Genomic DNA, 16,639 nt, shown 5'->3' on the forward strand with positions numbered 1-16,639 from the left:
TTGACACTGTGTCAGAATGATGCTATAATAACTGTAATGACACTGTGTCAGAATAAGAGAAAAGGAGGCATTGTCATGCCAAAGGGGTCACCCGAGCTTACGGCTTCACGCCGTGAGGAGATAATAACTGCCTGCGAAAAGCTCTATGAGACCATGAGCTTCAAGGAGATAACGATCAAGGAGATAGGTGCGGTCACTTCCTTTACAAGGACTTCCATATACAACTACTTCCAGACCAAGGAGGAGATATTCCTTGCCCTTATGCAGCGGGAATACGAGCAGTGGGCTGAGGAGCTAAGCGCCATTGCCGACAGGAACAAGACCATGTCTGCGGAGACTTTTGCTGATGTTATAGCAAAGTCACTGGAAAAGAGAGAGCAGCTTCTCAAGCTCCTTGCCATGAACCACTACGATATGGAGGAGAACTCCCGTGAAGAAAGGCTCACGGACTTCAAGGTGGCTTACGGAGCGTCACTTGACGCCATGAGAGCCTGCGTTGTGAAGTTTTTCCCCGATGTGAACACCGAGAGCTTCATATTCGTGTTCTTTCCGTTCCTTTTCGGCGTCTATCCCTATGCCGTGGCGACGGAAAAACAGCTCACCGCCATGCGTGAAGCAAAACTTGACTTTAAAATGCACAGCATTTATGAAATGATATATTCCTGCGTAATACAGCTGTTGGGAGGTAAATGATGAAATACACAAAGCTTGGTAATTCCGACCTGAATGTGTCCCGTATCTGTATGGGCTGTATGGGCTTCGGAGACTCAAAGAACGGACAGCACTCATGGACTCTTGACGAGGAGCACTCCCGCGAGATTATAAAACGGGGACTCGATCTTGGGGTCAATTTCTACGACACTGCCATAGGCTATCAGTCAGGTACCAGCGAGCAGTATGTGGGCAGAGCCCTACGGGACTTTGCAAAGCGTGATGAGGTTGTAGTGGCGACAAAGTTCCTGCCCAGAACTCCTGCCGATATAGAAGCAGGCATAACGGGTCAGCAGCACATCGCCCGCATGATCGACAAGAGCCTTGAAAACCTTGGCATGGACTACGTTGACCTCTACATCTATCATATGTGGGACTGGAACACGCCCATATACGATATACTCGAAGGTCTGAACAATGCTGTGAAGGCAGGAAAGGTACGCTATATAGGCATATCCAACTGCTATGCCTGGCAGCTTGCAAAGGCGAATGCGCTTGCGGAGAAGGAGGGCTTTGCCAGGTTCGTAAGCGTTCAGGGACACTATAACCTCATCTTCCGCGAGGAGGAGCGTGAAATGGCTATGCTCTGCGCTGAGGACAATATCGCTATGACGCCCTACAGCTCCCTTGCCAGCGGCAGACTTGCAAGACTTCCCGGCGAGAGCTCAAAGCGCGCCGAGGAGGACAGCTACGCTAAATTCAAGTATGACGCCACAAAGGAGCAGGACGAGGTCATCATCAGGCGAGTTGCAGAGCTTGCGGAAAAGCACGGCGTTTCCATGACCGAGGTGTCACTTGCATGGCTTCTCACAAAGGTCACAGCTCCTGTTGTGGGAGCTACAAAGCTCCACCACATCGAGGGCGCGGCAAAGGCTGTGGAGCTGGAGCTCACTGACGAGGAACTTGCATATCTTGAGGAGCCCTATGTTCCTCACGCTCTGGCAGGAGTAATGGCACAGAACAAGCCCGCCAATAAAAACGAAAAGCACGTCTGGTCCACAGGAAGCCAGAAAATATAAAGGAGAGATAAATCATGAGTGAAAAAATAGTACAGACAGCAGGCAGAGACCAGCTTGGCGAGTTCGCTCCCGCATTCGCACATCTCAACGATGATGTGCTCTTCGGAGAGGTATGGAACGAGCAGGCGATAGATGTAAAGACAAAGTGCATCATCACTGTGGTATCGCTGATGGCATCGGGTATCACCGACAGCTCCCTCAGCTATCATCTCCAGAATGCAAAGGCTCACGGTGTCACGAAAGAGGAGATAGCAGCCATTATCACCCATGCTGCCATGTATGTGGGCTGGCCTAAGGGCTGGGCAGTTTTCAGGCTTGCAAAGGAGGTCTGGAATGAGACTTCTCCTGAGCTCACCGACAGGGACAGATACCAGAATACCATTTTCTTCCCCATAGGCGAGGAAAATCCCTACGGACAGTTCTTTGTGGGACAGAGCTATCTTGCTCCCGTTTCTACTGAGCAGGTGCCCGTGTACAATGTCACATTTGAGCCCGGCTGCCGCAACAACTGGCATATCCACCATGCAAAGAGCGGCGGCGGACAGATGCTGATCTGCGTAGGCGGCAGAGGCTATTATCAGGAGTGGGGCAAGGAGGCTGTGGAGCTTGCTCCCGGAACAGTCATCAATATCCCCGCAAATGTAAAGCACTGGCACGGAGCCGCTCATGACAGCTGGTTCTCACATCTTGCCCTTGAGATAGCAGGCGAGGAGGCAAGCACAGAGTGGTGCGAGGCTGTCTCCGATGAGGATTACAATAAGCTGAAATAAAAGCTCACATTTAACAGTGATGCGTATACAAAAGTTATGCCCCGAAGCGTTTTACATTGCCTCGGGGCTTTTTTAGCTGCACCTCTGCTCCATCGGAGCGAAGGACTGTCCGTATTACACTATTTATGCCGCAGTTACAGCTGCGTATCTCTTTGAGTTTATCACCCTGTCCATCACAGCCTCGGGGGAGATCTCTCCGCCTATGACCATGTCGAATACAGAGGGTGAGTAGCCCGATACCAGCGCCGCTCCTGTTTCGGAGCGTGTCACAGGCATATTGCCGCAGTGTCCGCTCACGTTCCAGAACACCACCTCAGGCAGCACATAGCCGTACTGACGGTAGAGCTTTCTTACGGCACGGAACAGCACCTCGTTGTTTCCGCCTGTTACGCAGTAGTCGAACTGCATATCGGATATTATGTATATCTTTGTGGGCAGCTCTGACTGAGGAACACGGTTCTTTATAGCCGTCTTCAGTATCAGTTTGAAAACTGCCTCCAGGTCTGTATTGGCTATCTCGTTGAAGGTGCGGCAGTAATTCGCCTTTGCGACGATGTCCCTGCCCTTTATCTCCACCAGCTGAGGTGTCTCGGAGAAGGTTATGAAGTGGTTGGCGAATGCGCCTGTGTTGTGCTCTGCGAAGTATATTCCCAGAGACAGCGCTGCATCTATGGGGCGTATGCCTCCGCAGTTGCAGGTCATGGAGCCTGAGCCGTCAACTACTGCTATGGCGTTCTCACGTCTTGACGCAGTCAGGTCGGGCAGTGACTTCCACGCAGCGTCCAGAGACATTCTGTCTGCCTCGGAATTCTTTCCTGTCAGAGCCGCTCTTATGATGTCATAGGGGTACAGTCTGTCGGCGTTGAGTCTTGCCTCGCCGCTGTGTACCTTGTTCAGGAAGGTGGTGTAGCGCTCATTGTCATTGCGTATGAACGCATCTCTGTACTTGAACATTGCGCAGGAGGGCTGTACCTCATAGTCGAAGGTGTAGTCTCTCTCGCGGATACGGTTCTCGATGATGTCGGTGTATCTTCTCAGAGCGGACAGTGTCTTTCTGTACTCCGCCTCGGACATACCCAGCAGTGCTGCCAGGCGTCTGCCCTTGTTCCTTGTCTCCTTTGAGGAGGTGTTCACGGAGGGCAGCCACTTTGCCAGCAGGGAAGCCTGTCCCTTTCGGTTCATTGCAGCTATATCCGCATTGAGCTGTGTTCTTATGACGTTTACAGCCTCAGGCTCCAGAGGAGTTCCCAGCAGTACGCACAGGTCGTCAAATCTGCCGTACTCGGCAAACAGGTGTACATTCCTTCTTACAGCCTCGGGAGCTGTATTTACCAGTGCAGAGACTGCTGTACGGAAGAAGCGTCTCTCGCCCAGACCGCCTCTTGCGTCACGGGCGAAGAAAACTATCTTCATGGTCTTCACGGGGTCTTCTGCGTAAGCACGGTTAACCAGTGCGGCTATCTCCTCCGCGGAGGCACTTCTCATGGCGCCTGCCTTGAAGAACATATCCAGGCAGAAGGACTCTGTTGAACGGTAAGCCATAGCGCCGTTCTCGGTATATGTGTTATTTGCTTCCTTCTTCAGAAAATTCAGCATAGTTATTCTCCTTTCAGCGGGGAGCCCCCGCGGGCTTCCACGTTGACGCCCGCAAGCTCGCTCACTTCTTGTAAAAATCAAAGTCTGCTTTCGCTTACGGTGATCGAAATGTAACGGTAGTTTTCAAGTCAGCATTTTTATACCATACGTTTCCGCAGGGCAGGATTTGAACCTGCATTTGCCAATTTTTCGTGCTGTTGCTGACTTAGTGTAAAATAGATCATTCGCCGCCCGTCACGGCTCGTCTTTTACGCACAGTGCTTTGACCCGAAGGAAAGCTCTCTGTGTCCCTTAATCTATTGCTGTGAGAGCCGTGGACGGCTGAAAACAAGACGCATTCTTTTTCATTGACAGATGAAAATAAAAACTGCTGTATGCGTCTTTGCAAGGCACTTTAATATGATCCTATGTTAACAGTATAGTCATTCGTCTGCTGTAAGTGCCTTTATATCCTTTTTTACTGCGGCAGGAGGGGAGCTTCCGCCGCTTTTATCAGCCCTTGATGACGCCTACCGTGAACAGTCTCTTGACTGCCTCGGTAAGGTCGGTCTGGTTTGCCATGACATCGCCGATGTCCTTGTATGCGAAACGTGATTCCTCAGCCACATCGGACTTGTTGTTCTTGGCGAGAACTACGTCCTGCGCCTTTAAGTCCACCATTACGGACTCCACCGAGAACTTGTCCAGTGCAGCTGTTCGTGAGTAAGCTCTGCCTGCGCCGTGGGACGAGGACATGAAGCTGTCGGGGTTGCCCTTTCCGCGGACTATGTAGCTGTATGAGCCCATAGCACCGGGGATAATGCCCATATCTCCCTCACGGGCGCGTATTGCACCCTTTCTGTGTACCCACACATTCCTGCCGAAGTGGTTTTCCAGAGCGGCATAGTTGTGGTGGCAGTTAATCTCCCCCGAAAACTCAGGAACGATGCCTGTATGCTTGGTTATGTGCTTTGCGAATATGTCCTTGACCTTTGAGAGCATTATTGCGCGGTTTTCATAGGCGAAGTCCATGCACAGCTGCATCCATGCCAGATAGCGCTGTCCCTCGTCGGTATCAACGGGCAGGAACGGCAGGTTCCATTCCGACGGCACCTTTGAGAACCATCTGTCGTTGAGCTCATGGGCTATCTTATTGAAGTACTGTCCAACGATATTTCCGAAGTGACGGCTTCCCGAGTGGAGCATGATACCGCACATTCCATCGTCGTCCTGCTGTATCTCGATGAAGTGGTTTCCGCCGCCCAGGGTGCCTGCCTGAAAGTAACCCTCCTCTATCTGGGGGATAAGCTCCTTATCAGCTTCAAAGCGGCTCATCTCAGCCTTGGCGCGGTCCAGCACCTCCGAGTGCTGAGCTGTCTTGTAGTGTGCAAAGCCTGTGGGGATATTTCTCAGAACATCGCCGCATATTGTCTGCACAAGGTTACCGCTGCCTGTCATTGTCTCACGGAGCAGCGACACGGGTATATCGGTCTGGACGTATGCCATTCCGCAGCCGATGTCAACTCCCACCGCATTGGGGATAACCACATTCTCGCAGGCTATGACGCCGCCTATGGGCATTCCCTTTCCTGCGTGGGTGTCGGGCATAAGTGCTATCCACTTATGTGCGAAGGGAAGCTTCGCAAGGTGCTCCGCCTGTTCGATACACTTCTCGCCGACTGCCTCGGCGTTGGTCTGCCATATCTTTATGGGGAGCATTTCTGAATTCTTCTTGTAATGTACGAACATTTTCTTCACTTCTTTCCTTTAGCTTGACTCCAGTATAACACAGGGAACAGAAATAATCATATAAAATTTTCTGCACACACTCTTTTTCATATTGCAAAGGGAAGTTTTTTCTGTTAATATATAAATGTAGAGAGGAGTTGAAAGCAATGGCAGGATTTTCCGAGCTTATCAAAAATTTCGACAAGACCCGTGACTATGTTCGGGACTTTTTCATATACGGCTGCAAGGTACGCAGCGATTTTGACCGCAAGAGCGTTCGCACCTACGGTGACGAGAAGCGCCGCGTCGAGAGCTGGATGGGAGATTGTATGCGCTATGACGATTCGGTACGCGGCAGAAGCGTGTCAATATCCGTGGACAGCGGTCATATCCCCGAAAATCCGCTGTACAGTGCCTATTACTCCAAGAGCTTCACGGATAACGATATACGTCTCCACTTCCTTATCACAGATATTCTCGCTGACGGCAGCAGCCTCACTCTCAGGGAGATAACGGACATTCTCAACACAGAATACGGACAGCTTTTTGATGAGCAGACCGTCCGCAACAAGCTGAAGGAATACACCGATGAGGGCATAATCGTCTCCGAAAAGCAGGGCAAGACCCTTTACTACTCACTTTCACAGGACAGGGCTGATGACTATATAAATGAGTTCAGAGGGCTCTCTGACGCTCTGATGTTCTTCTCCGAGACCCAGCACTTCGGCATAATCGGCAACAGCATACTGAAAATGCTGGGACTGAAAAACGAACACTTTTTTATCAAGCACAATTATATGATGCACACCCTTGAGGACGTGCTGGTGCCCGAGATACTCACTGCCATGAACGAGAAGCGGTATATCTCCTTCCGCACCTTTTCGGCGAAAAGGCGCAAGGCTGGCGATGACCTCGGCACCGAAAATCAGGTGGTGCCCATGAGGATACTTATCTCGGTGCAGACGGGAAGACGCTATCTGGCAGGATATATCCGCAGTCTGAAAAGGTTCGCCGCATTCCGTCTGGACTACATGAAGACTGTGAAGAAGGGGGATATATGCGAGAACTATGACTCTCTGAAGGCAAAGTTCGACCGCAATATGGGGCGCTGCTTCGGCGTTTCCTTCGGTATGCGCCGCGAGACGGGCACGGTCACTCCCATGAAGATAACCTTCTTCGCCGACGAGGAGAAGGAGCCATATATAATCGAACGCCTTCAGCGCGAAAAGCGGTGCTGCACTCTTGAAAAGGAAGGCGAACACCTCTATACTCTCACCGCTGATGTCTTTGACCCCAACGAGCTCATGCACTGGGCCAAGACCTTCATCGGGCGGATAGTCCGCATAGAGGGCGGCGCAGACAGTGTCAGACAGCGCTTTTACGATGATATTTCAAGAATGAACAGAATGTACGGCGGTGATGATGATGAACATATTCAGTGAGATATACGGCACATATTTCCGTATCGCGGCAAAGCTGCTGGAAAAACAGGTTACCGACGAAAAGACTGTCCGTGAAACAGTTCAGCGCGAGGGCTTCCGGGATTCGGTGCTGTTCCTGCCCCAGAAGCTGCTGCCCGGTGAGGAAAGCTGGGGGCTTTTCCGCCGCCTGTCCGACAACAGTCTGGAGCGGATAACAAAAAATGCACCCGTGAAGGTGCTGACAAGGCTGCAAAAGATGTGGCTGAGGGCAAAGCTTTCGGACCCCAGGATAAGGCTTTTCATGGACGAGGACACACTTACTGCCCTTGAAAAAAAGCTTGCAGATGTGCCGCCCCTTTACAGGCGGGAGCAGTTCGGCTTTACCGACCGCTTCTCGGACTGTGACGACTTTCTCAGTCAGCGCTACACAGAGGTTTTCCGCACCGCTCTTACGGCGGTCAAGCGCAGGAGCATAGTCTATATCGAGTTCACCTCGGGACACGGCAAGCGCATGGGAGGCAAGTTCGTACTGCTGAAAATGGAGTACTCTCCCAAGAACGACAAATTCCGCGCCTACTGCTATCTGCTGCGCAATGACAGAGTCAAAAGCAGTGGTATCATCAACATCGGGCGCATAAATAAAATAGCCGACACGGGACGTGTTTTTCGCACTCCCGTGTCAATGGAGTCCTATTTCCTGAGCCGCAAGTGCAGCTCTCCTGCGGTAATAAGGGTGAAACCCGAAAGAAACGGCGTGGAGCGCTTCATGCTGGAGTTTGCTTCCTATGAGAAGCACACCGTCCGCGACCTGGAAACGGGAGAATACACCGTGGAACTGTGGTACGATCGACAGGACGAGACAGAGCTGCTGATACAGCTGCTGAGCTTTGGTCCCGTTGTGGAGATAACGGGTCCGCAGCATCTGCGTGAACAGGCTAAAATACGCATAAAAAAGCAGTATGAGCTGCTTGAGAGATACAGAGAGGAGGGATAAAATGACCGATCAGGAAGCCGCAGTGCTCATCGCCGAAAAAGCGGCAGAGCTTGGCGGAACAGTGTACTTCGTGGGCGGCTGCGTCCGTGACGGGATACTGGGCAGGGAAAACAAGGACATCGACATAGAGATACACGGTCTCACCGCCGAGCAGACTGAAAAGGTGCTGGACTCGGTGGGCAGCCGTCAGGAATACGGAAAAAGCTTCGGCATCTACAGTCTGAAAGGACTTGGACTTGATATATCATTGCCAGGGTCGGGACACTCAGACGAGGACGCCGCCCCGTTCATGGGGACTTATGAAGCTGCAAGACGCCGTGACTTCACCGTAAACGGACTTATGAAAAATGTGCTCACGGGAGAGATCACAGACCACTTCGGCGGAATGAAGGACATAGAGTCCCGAACTATACGTCACATAGATGACAGCACCTTTGCTGCGGATCCACTGAGAGTGCTCCGTGCGGCGCAGTTCTCTGCACGTTTCGGCTTTGACATAGCCGCTGAGACAGTCGGTCTCTGCCGCAGTCTTGACATTTCGGGACTGCCCTCCGAGCGCATAATGCTGGAGACGGAAAAGGCGCTGCTCAGGTCGGAAAAGCCCTCGGTGTTCTTTGAGCAGCTTCGCAGAATGGGGCAGCTCAGCTTCTGGTTCCCAGAGGCAAAGGCACTCATAGGTGTGCCCCAGAACCGCCAATACCACCTTGAGGGAGATGCCTGGACTCACACCATGATGGTGCTGGACGAGGCTGCCAAAAGGCGTGATATTGCAAAATATCCCCTGGGATTCATGCTCTCTGCACTCTGCCACGACTTCGGCAAGGCGGTGAGCACAACAATAGACGAGGACGGGACTGTCCACTCCTATGAGCACGAAGCCCTGGGACTGCCGCCGGTTAAGACCTTTCTGGAAAGGCTGACCTCGGAAAGCGCACTTATCAGATACGTTCTGAACATGACAGAGCTCCACATGGAGCCCAATATAATGGCACGGGCAAGGTCAAAACTGAAAAGGACCAACAGGCTCTTTGACAGGTCTGTGGAGCCCTTTGACCTTATACAGCTTTCGGTCTGCGACGGACTGGGGAAGCTGCCGAAATGCGATGATACCGAGGAATTCCTCATGCAGAGATACGACCGCTTCAACGAGATAATGTCACGTCCCTGTCTCATGGGCAGGGACCTCATAGAGGCAGGTCTTGAGCCGTCGGAGCACTTCTCGGAGATACTCGGCTATGCACACAAGCTGAGGCTTGCAGGTCTGGACAAGGATAACCAGCTCCGCCAGAGCCTTGCCTACGCAAGAAGCGTGCTTAAAATAAAGGGGTGAAAGCAATGAAGCTTGAAGAAATAAAGGAAAAGCTTGCAGGGAGCGAATATGACTTTCTGCGCAACGACAAACATCTGGGCAAAAACATAATACTTCTCGGGCTTGGCGGCTCCCACGCCTACGGTACGGAGACCGAGACCTCAGACCTTGACATCAGGGGCTGTGCACTGAGCAGCAGGGAGGAGATACTCTGCGGCGAGAACTTTGAACAGGTCATGGATATTCCCACCGATACCACAGTGTTTTCCTTCACGAAGCTGATACAGCTGCTGACGGACTGTAACCCCAATACCATTGAGATACTGGGGCTCAGACCCGACCATTACCTCTATCTCTCGGATATAGGAAGGGAGCTGCTTGACAACCGGAAGATGTTCCTGTCAAGAAAGGCGGTAAACTCCTTCAGCGGCTATGCCACAGCGCAGTTCAGACGGCTCGACAACAAGTCTGCCCGTCTTGCGGACCAGTCCATACAGGAGCAGCATATACTCAGCAGCATAAAAATGGCTTCCGAGAGCTTCCGCGAGATGTACTTTCAGTACCCGGAGGACGCTGTGAAGCTGTACATCGACAAGGCGGTGAATGACAGCCTTGATACGGAGATATTCATGGATATAAGCCTGAAGCACTATCCCCTCCGCGACTATAAGGATATGTGGAACCGGATGTCGGATATAGTCCGGGACTATGCGAAGGTGGGCAAGCGCAACCAGAACGCCATAAGCCACAACAAGCTGGGCAAGCACATGATGCACCTCATAAGGCTGTATATCATGTGCATAGATATTCTTGAAAAGGGCGAGATAATCACCTACAGAGAGGCTGAACACGATCTGCTCATGAGTATAAGGAACGGCGCTTTTCTGGACGGAAACAGACAGCCTACCGATGAGTTCTTTGAGCTTGTGGAGGACTACAAAAAGCGTCTCGGCTACGCAAAGGATAACACCGACCTCCCCGAGCTGCCCGACTATGAGGCTATAAGAGAGTTTACCATCTATGCAAACGGAAGAGCAGTAAAGGAAGATATATGATACCCCCTTACGGACGGGAAAATGCTTCTTTGATTTGTGCAGTTATCACTAAGCGGAGGAGCGCTGACAGTGCGATTTGCCGAAAATATAATTTTTGCCGCAAATATATTGACACAGTGTCAGAATAATGCTATAATATCAATAGTGACACGGTGTCAGAACGGAAAGAGGTGCGGTATGAAAATAGTTGTACTTATGGCGAGCCCAAATACCGACGGCTCCACGAGGATACTTGCAGAAAGCTTCGCAAAGGGCGCAGAGGAAGGCGGACATTCGGTGGAGATCATAGACGTCTGTACGCTGAACATCGCCCCATGTACAGGCTGCGTAGCCTGCGGATATGAGGGGGACTGCGTTCAGCATGATGACAATGAGATCATCCGAAGAAAGCTGCTCTCCTGCGATATGGTGGTCTTTGCCACGCCCCTTTACTATTATGGTATGTCGGCGCAGCTGAAGACCGTGGTTGACAGGTTCTGTGCATATAACAGCAGCCTCAACCGCAGGCATCTCAAATCGGCACTGCTGACTGTGGCGTGGAATTCACAGGACTGGACCTTTGAAGCACTTGAAGCCCACTATAAAACCCTTGTGCGCTATATTAATTTCGAGGATATGGGCATGGTACTGGGCTATGGCTGCGGGACTCCCTCAATGACAAGAGCAGGGAAGTACCCTGAAATGGCATATAAATTAGGTAGATCATTATAAAATGGAGGTAATATCATGAGTAAGAAATTAGTAGCATATTTTTCAGCAAGCGGAAATACAGCAGCTCTGGCTGAGAAACTGGCAAAGGCAGCAGGAGCCGATCTCTACGAGATAAAGCCTGCGGTCCCCTACACAAGGGAAGATCTGAACTGGCAGAACAAGCAGTCCAGGAGCAGCGTTGAGATGAGCGATCACAGCTCACGTCCCGCACTGGCAGATACTATGGCAAATGCAGCGGCGTACGATACCATATATATCGGTTTCCCTGTGTGGTGGTACATCGCTCCCACTATCATAAACTCCTTCCTGGAGAGCTATGATCTCTCGGGCAAGAAGATAATACTCTTTGCTACCTCGGGAGGAAGCGGCTTCGGAAAGGCAGTACAGAACCTGAGCCTCAGCGCTCCCAATGCACAGATAGTGGAGGGAAAGGTAAATCCCTCAGCAAAGGATATAGAGCTCCTTGCCGCTATGGACTGAGCTCACTGATCTTATAAACAATATCAGCCCCGAAGCGTTTATCTCTCCGCTTCGGGGCATTGCTGGTAATGGAAATAAAAATTTACGTCAGATATGTAACAGCTGACAAGTTTATCCCGATTGTTGTTTATGAAAGGCCGACCTTATTAAATAGATCGCGAGGAGGAATGAAAATGACAAGCAGAGAACTGGCGGCAATGATGAAAGAATCACCTGCCGACTGTCATAGGACCCTTGTCAGGGAGTATGGCAGATATGTTTATGCTATCGTTTATAACAAGCTCAGAGGCTGCGGGACCAAAGAAGATATAGAGGAATGTGTCAGTGATGTTTTTGCTGCTCTTTTCATGAAGTGTCAGTTTGATCTGTCATCTGAAAACGACATCAAGAGCCTGATCGGCACTATTGCTCAGAGAAAGGCTATAGACAGCTTCAGGAGCCTTTGTGCGAAGGAGAAACATATCACCGATACCGACGAGGACGATATGAGAGAGATTGTCTCTGACTTCAGTGTTGACGAGCGCGTTGACCGTTCTGAACTCCGCCGCGTGCTCCTTGATAAGATAGATGAGCTGGGCGAGCCCGATTCAACTATTCTTATTCAGAAATTCTATTATAATAAAGACTCCAATGAGATAGCCAGAAGCGTTTCCATGACTGCTGGCGCTGTCAGACAGAGATGTGCAAGGGCTATGAGCAAGCTGCGATCGAAGCTTGTGGAAGTCGGAATACAAGGATAAGGGGGAGCAGATATGAAAGACAAAGAAATATTCGATATTCTCGAAAATGCGGAGTACGAATCAATGGAAAGACTTATAGACAAGTGCCCCGAGATCCCTGATGAACAGCTTGACAGGATACTTGCCATGAGCGAGAAAAAGTTCAGGGACAAAATGGCGGCACAGGAAAGAACAGAGAGAGATAATACTATAAAAATGACAGAAAATGACGAGGTACAGGGCGTTGAGCGCAGCAGAAGACCTGCATGGCTGGCTTATCTTACCACAGCAGCTTCGGTCATACTCATAGCGGGTATCGCTATCGGAAGCACATTCATGCTCAGAAGAGAAAGCAAGCCCGGCGGAGGCGGAGAGCTGCCACCTGCGGTAACAGCTACTACCACAGCAAGTGACAACACAGGAACTACATTTGTATCATCTGGCAAGGACGGAACAGTCACCGTGACCACTACCACAACGACCGCAGGCGGTACAGCAGTAACATCGGCAGTCCCCGGCGGTGAAGGAAATACAGTTACAGCTGCTGAAAATGAGGAGCTGAAGCCCTTCGTCGGCAGATGGAAGTATCAGGCATCAAGCGGCAACTATACCGTTGACATGGGCGCCGAGAATATCGGCACTGTTGAGATACGGGGCGACGGCACATATACCTATACCGAGAATAACGGCAATGTCACCACAGACAGGGTCGAGAGATCGGTCGAGAAAATAGCCGGTACAGAGTTCGTGACACTCACGTTCTATGACGGCTCGGCTATAAAGTTTGTGGCATCATACAACGAAGCTGGCAGCGACCGCCTCAATATAGGCAACGGCGGTCTTGAGAGACTGGTCCGCGAGGGAAGTGCCGATGCCAATGTTCCGGAAGTGAAGTCGAGCTGGAAGACCGCTTACAGGCAGGTACTGAATGACTTCATGAATTCTTCCGAATACACTCAGGATACCAGATGGGACGTTCAGGATCTGGACAGCGACGGAACACCCGAGCTCCTCATATCACTGGGCACATTCTATGCGGCAGGAGTAAGGATATACTATTATGAGAACGGAAATGCTGTTCCTGTTCTCACAGGTGACGGCAGCATAGGAGCCTATGGTCTGTACGGCGAGTTAAAATATTGTCCCGGAGAGTACCTTCTCGGAGGTTACAATTTAAATAAGGGCTATGAGTACTATTCAACAGCAAAATATGAAGGTCACAAGGTAACCCCTCTCCAGACGACCATGAACAATGTTGGAATTGTCGGTGAGGATGCTGCGGAATATTATATAAACGAAATAGAAGTAAGCAAGGAAGAACATGATGACGCAGTGGCTCAGTGGAATGTAAAGAACTGGGTAAGTGCAGGCAGACAGTATACCTTCGGTGACTTCTCGCCCCTCAGCTGAACTGAATAAACACCGAAAACCACCCTGAAAACGGGTGGTTTTTGTTTTTCGGAAAATTTTCTGAAATTTTTGGGAGATTTTTGTAACACACTGTTTTTTTGCTCCGATTACTGTTTATGAAAGGTCGATCTTAGAGATTAAAACAACGATGATCCAGGAGGAATTTATTATGAAAAATATGATTACTATTATCGCCGCTATGGGCATTATGCTTTCAGCCGCTCCCGTAAACGCTTTCTGCGCAGCAGACACAGCTGCTGCTTCTGTAACAGCAGAGGCTGACACAATTGACATCATGTCTTTCGCAGGCAAGTGGACACATCAGGTATCAAAGGGAAACACCACAGTTGACATGAGCGCAGCGAACATCGGCACTATGGAAATAAATGCTGACGCTTCATATAAGTACACAGACGCAGAGGGCAGGACCTCTACAGGCACAGTAAAGCTTGGCAGCGAGAATATCGGCGGCACTGAGTTTACAGTTCTCAGCTTCTATGAGGGCGCAGAGCTTAAGTTCACTGCTTCCTATTCAGAGAGAAGACCCGATGTGCTCAGCCTCGGCAACGGCGGTCTGGCACAGTTTGCCCGCGATACAGCAATTTCCGTGGCTTACTCCCTGGGCGACATCAACAATGACAATGCTGTCAACGCAGTTGATGCTTCAAAGGTGCTTTCATACTACGCTATGACCTCCACAAACAAGGAAGGCGGCTTCACAGATGCTCAGAAAAAGGCAGCTGACGTAAACGGCGACGGCTATGTAAATTCCGTTGACGCTTCAAACATCCTTGCCTGCTACGCATACAATTCCACATCACACAGCAAGGTGCTCTCTTTTGAGGAGTACCGCACAGCAAGCACAAAGGCATAAGCTTACGTAAATAAAAACGCACCTCCGCAGAGTGGGACTTAATTGTCCGCTGCGGAGGTGTTTTACTATATCATGTTTTATCCTATATTTTCGCTGTCGGGAGTTTCGTCAAGTATGCTGAGGTCGTAAGAAGCAGTCTCTTCAGTGTTGGGAGCACAGCTCGACAGACGCTCCTTGATGTAAGCGCCGTCCTCGGGAAGCTCTGCGTCCTCGTTGAACAGGAGAGTATCCACTGAGTATTCCTCGGTGTATTCTCCCTGAGTATCCTTGAACCAGAGAATTAAGCCTGTCTCGTTATCCACGAGAATGTCCAGCTGTACCTCATCAACATACTCCTCGTCAAAAATGCGTACTCCGCCTCGTCCCATTTTTTGCTCATATTCTGTCACACTGGGGCAGAAAAGGCGGGCTGAGGTGCAGTCTCTGCCGAGGAAGGTGGCTCCTCCGCTTATCTCCTGTATCTCATATTTGCCCGTATTTATCTCCTCGAGAACGACCTCGGAATAGAAATTGCAGGGGCTTGCGAAAACATTGGGCGTATCGAACACGCTGTCCTTGCGGTCTGTTACCTCATACTGATCTATAAAGTTTTTGTCGCTGCTTCCGTATACACAGATATACAGATCCTTGTACATGAACATTTCGTTTGAGGTATAGATGCTCTCGACGTTGTCAAGGTCTATTCCCCAGTCAGCGAGATCTTCATCGCTGAAGTTCTTGTAATATTCGGCATTATGGCTCCATTTCTTCACCATGGACTCGTTTCCTGTGACCATATCCCTCTTGGCAAGGCCTCGTTCTGTTGACACTCCGTTTTCGCTGACCATGGTGTAGCCTATATTGAGCTGCTGATAATCGTCATAGGAGCGGCTGTTCAGCAGTTCAAGGAGCTGTTCCTCTGTAGGTACCCCGGGCTCTGTGGTCTGCTCCTCTGTGGTGGGAGCAGCTGTTGTTTCGGCAGTTGCCTCAGTCTCCTCAATGACATCGGAGGAGGGCTCAGCTGTGAAATTATTATTTCTGCCGCGGAGCAGGTAACCTCCGCCCACTGCCGCACCTGCTGCGAGCACCAAGGCTGCCGCAGCGGATATGACCTTGAGATATATCCTTGGACGGTATGCCTCAACGCCGCTGACGTCAATGTCCTCTGAGGTGTGTCCGCCCTCCACACGGCGCTCTATCTCGTTGAAAATGCGGTCACGCTGTTTCTTATCTCCCACAGGATAGCGGGAGGCTATCCTCTCGGCGTCCTCATCGCTTAAATTGCCGAAAAGCTTGTCTGTATCCTTTTTCATAACTATCTCTCCTTTAATAGAAGTCTCTGAGCAGGCTGCGGAGCTTCTTCATGGCTCTTGCACAGCGCATACGCACTGTTGCGGGCTTCATGTCCACCGTTCTGCCTATCTCATTTGCATTTTGTCCGTAGAAATATTTCTGTATTATTATAGCGGAGTCAGGCTCGCCAAGCTCTTCTATCTTTTCGAGAAGAATCCTTGTCATTTCCGAGTTTTCGGCGTTCTGATCCACTCTTTCCTCAGAGCGGAGCTCACCAAGCTCTTCGCTGTCTATAGAGACGCACTTACCCGACCTTGACATAAGAGACCTCCGCATACTGATCGCCTTATGCTTGGCGACTGTGCCGACGAAAGGCTTCACAGAGCCCACAGTGCTGTCGTCCAGCTTGCTTATGACTGCGGTGAAGGTGTCTATCACACATTCCTCAATATCTTCACGGGAGCCGATGCCCCTGAGGATATTCACAGATATTGCGCAGACGTAGCTGTAATATTCATCGAACAGGGCGCGGTGTCCATTTTGCGGTGACCGGTGCAGCAGTTCAAGTATTTCTGAGTCGTTCATTGTGCT

At 50.6% G+C, this 16,639-nt stretch carries 16 protein-coding genes; 12 read left to right on the forward strand and 4 right to left on the reverse strand.

Going from position 1 to position 16,639, the window contains the following annotated elements; all coding sequences use genetic code 11:
* Window positions 1-75 precede the first annotated feature (75 nt).
* The 3 genes from T488_RS0113320 to T488_RS0113330 are packed head-to-tail and all read left to right on the forward strand — an operon-like array spanning window position 76 to window position 2,500.
* On the forward strand, window positions 76-693 hold the full coding sequence (locus T488_RS0113320) for a TetR family transcriptional regulator (RefSeq protein ID WP_028521225.1): 618 nt from the start codon (window positions 76-78) through the stop codon (window positions 691-693).
* Window positions 693-1,730 carry an aldo/keto reductase gene (locus T488_RS0113325; RefSeq protein ID WP_028521226.1) on the forward strand — a complete coding sequence of 346 codons (1,038 nt, stop codon included), beginning with the start codon at window positions 693-695 and terminating at the stop codon, window positions 1,728-1,730. Before T488_RS0113320 ends, T488_RS0113325 begins: the two co-directional genes overlap by 1 nt.
* A 14-nt stretch (window positions 1,731-1,744) precedes the next feature.
* Entirely contained in the window at window positions 1,745-2,500 is a 756-nt protein-coding gene (locus T488_RS0113330) for a carboxymuconolactone decarboxylase family protein (RefSeq protein ID WP_037298298.1), read from the forward strand.
* Window positions 2,501-2,623: 123 nt separating this feature from the next.
* Here the strand turns inward: T488_RS0113330 and T488_RS0113335 are convergent, their stop codons facing one another.
* Together T488_RS0113335 and T488_RS0113340 are read right to left on the reverse strand one after the other, a co-directional pair.
* Complete coding sequence (locus T488_RS0113335; RefSeq protein WP_028521228.1) at window positions 2,624-4,096, reverse strand: DUF2828 family protein; 1,473 nt, start codon at window positions 4,094-4,096, stop codon at window positions 2,624-2,626.
* A gap of 492 nt (window positions 4,097-4,588) precedes the next feature.
* On the reverse strand, window positions 4,589-5,824 hold the full coding sequence (locus T488_RS0113340) for an RtcB family protein (protein WP_028521229.1): 1,236 nt from the start codon (window positions 5,822-5,824) through the stop codon (window positions 4,589-4,591).
* Between the two features lie 146 nt (window positions 5,825-5,970).
* Between T488_RS0113340 and T488_RS0113345 the strand changes: the two genes are divergently transcribed.
* The 9 genes from T488_RS0113345 to T488_RS0113385 all read left to right on the forward strand — a co-directional run bounded on the left by T488_RS0113345 (window position 5,971) and on the right by T488_RS0113385 (window position 14,776).
* Complete coding sequence (locus tag T488_RS0113345; RefSeq protein WP_028521230.1) at window positions 5,971-7,245, forward strand: WYL domain-containing protein; 1,275 nt, start codon at window positions 5,971-5,973, stop codon at window positions 7,243-7,245.
* Entirely contained in the window at window positions 7,223-8,218 is a 996-nt protein-coding gene (locus T488_RS0113350; protein ID WP_242838352.1) for a WYL domain-containing protein, read from the forward strand. The genes T488_RS0113345 and T488_RS0113350 overlap by 23 nt, the downstream gene beginning before the upstream one ends.
* A gap of 1 nt (window position 8,219) precedes the next feature.
* Complete coding sequence (locus tag T488_RS18070) at window positions 8,220-9,548, forward strand: CCA tRNA nucleotidyltransferase (protein WP_037298300.1); 1,329 nt, start codon at window positions 8,220-8,222, stop codon at window positions 9,546-9,548.
* A 5-nt stretch (window positions 9,549-9,553) separates the two neighbouring features.
* Window positions 9,554-10,582: a DNA polymerase beta superfamily protein gene (locus tag T488_RS0113360; RefSeq protein ID WP_028521232.1), complete on the forward strand. Its 1,029-nt coding sequence runs from the start codon at window positions 9,554-9,556 to the stop codon at window positions 10,580-10,582.
* Between the two features lie 177 nt (window positions 10,583-10,759).
* Entirely contained in the window at window positions 10,760-11,293 is a 534-nt protein-coding gene (locus T488_RS0113365) for a flavodoxin family protein (protein ID WP_028521233.1), read from the forward strand.
* Between the two features lie 15 nt (window positions 11,294-11,308).
* Complete coding sequence (locus T488_RS0113370; RefSeq protein ID WP_028521234.1) at window positions 11,309-11,773, forward strand: flavodoxin; 465 nt, start codon at window positions 11,309-11,311, stop codon at window positions 11,771-11,773.
* 173 nt (window positions 11,774-11,946) lie between these two features.
* Window positions 11,947-12,513, forward strand: a complete 567-nt coding sequence (locus T488_RS0113375; protein WP_028521235.1) for an RNA polymerase sigma factor — start codon at window positions 11,947-11,949, stop codon at window positions 12,511-12,513.
* 12 nt (window positions 12,514-12,525) lie between these two features.
* Entirely contained in the window at window positions 12,526-13,902 is a 1,377-nt protein-coding gene (locus tag T488_RS0113380; RefSeq protein WP_028521236.1) for a hypothetical protein, read from the forward strand.
* A gap of 169 nt (window positions 13,903-14,071) precedes the next feature.
* Window positions 14,072-14,776 (forward strand): dockerin type I domain-containing protein, encoded by a 705-nt coding sequence (locus T488_RS0113385; protein ID WP_028521237.1) that lies wholly within the window; start codon window positions 14,072-14,074, stop codon window positions 14,774-14,776.
* A 77-nt stretch (window positions 14,777-14,853) separates the two neighbouring features.
* On the opposite strand, the gene T488_RS0113390 is transcribed toward T488_RS0113385, so the two are convergent.
* Both T488_RS0113390 and T488_RS0113395 read right to left on the reverse strand, forming a co-directional pair.
* Entirely contained in the window at window positions 14,854-16,068 is a 1,215-nt protein-coding gene (locus tag T488_RS0113390) for a hypothetical protein (protein ID WP_028521238.1), read from the reverse strand.
* 13 nt (window positions 16,069-16,081) lie between these two features.
* Window positions 16,082-16,633: an RNA polymerase sigma factor gene (locus tag T488_RS0113395; RefSeq protein ID WP_028521239.1), complete on the reverse strand. Its 552-nt coding sequence runs from the start codon at window positions 16,631-16,633 to the stop codon at window positions 16,082-16,084.
* Between the last annotated feature and the right edge of the window lie 6 nt (window positions 16,634-16,639).

Origin of the sequence: Ruminococcus flavefaciens ND2009 (assembly GCF_000621785.1) — a bacterium.
Classification (GTDB): Bacteria; Bacillota; Clostridia; order Oscillospirales; family Ruminococcaceae; genus Ruminococcus; species Ruminococcus flavefaciens_C.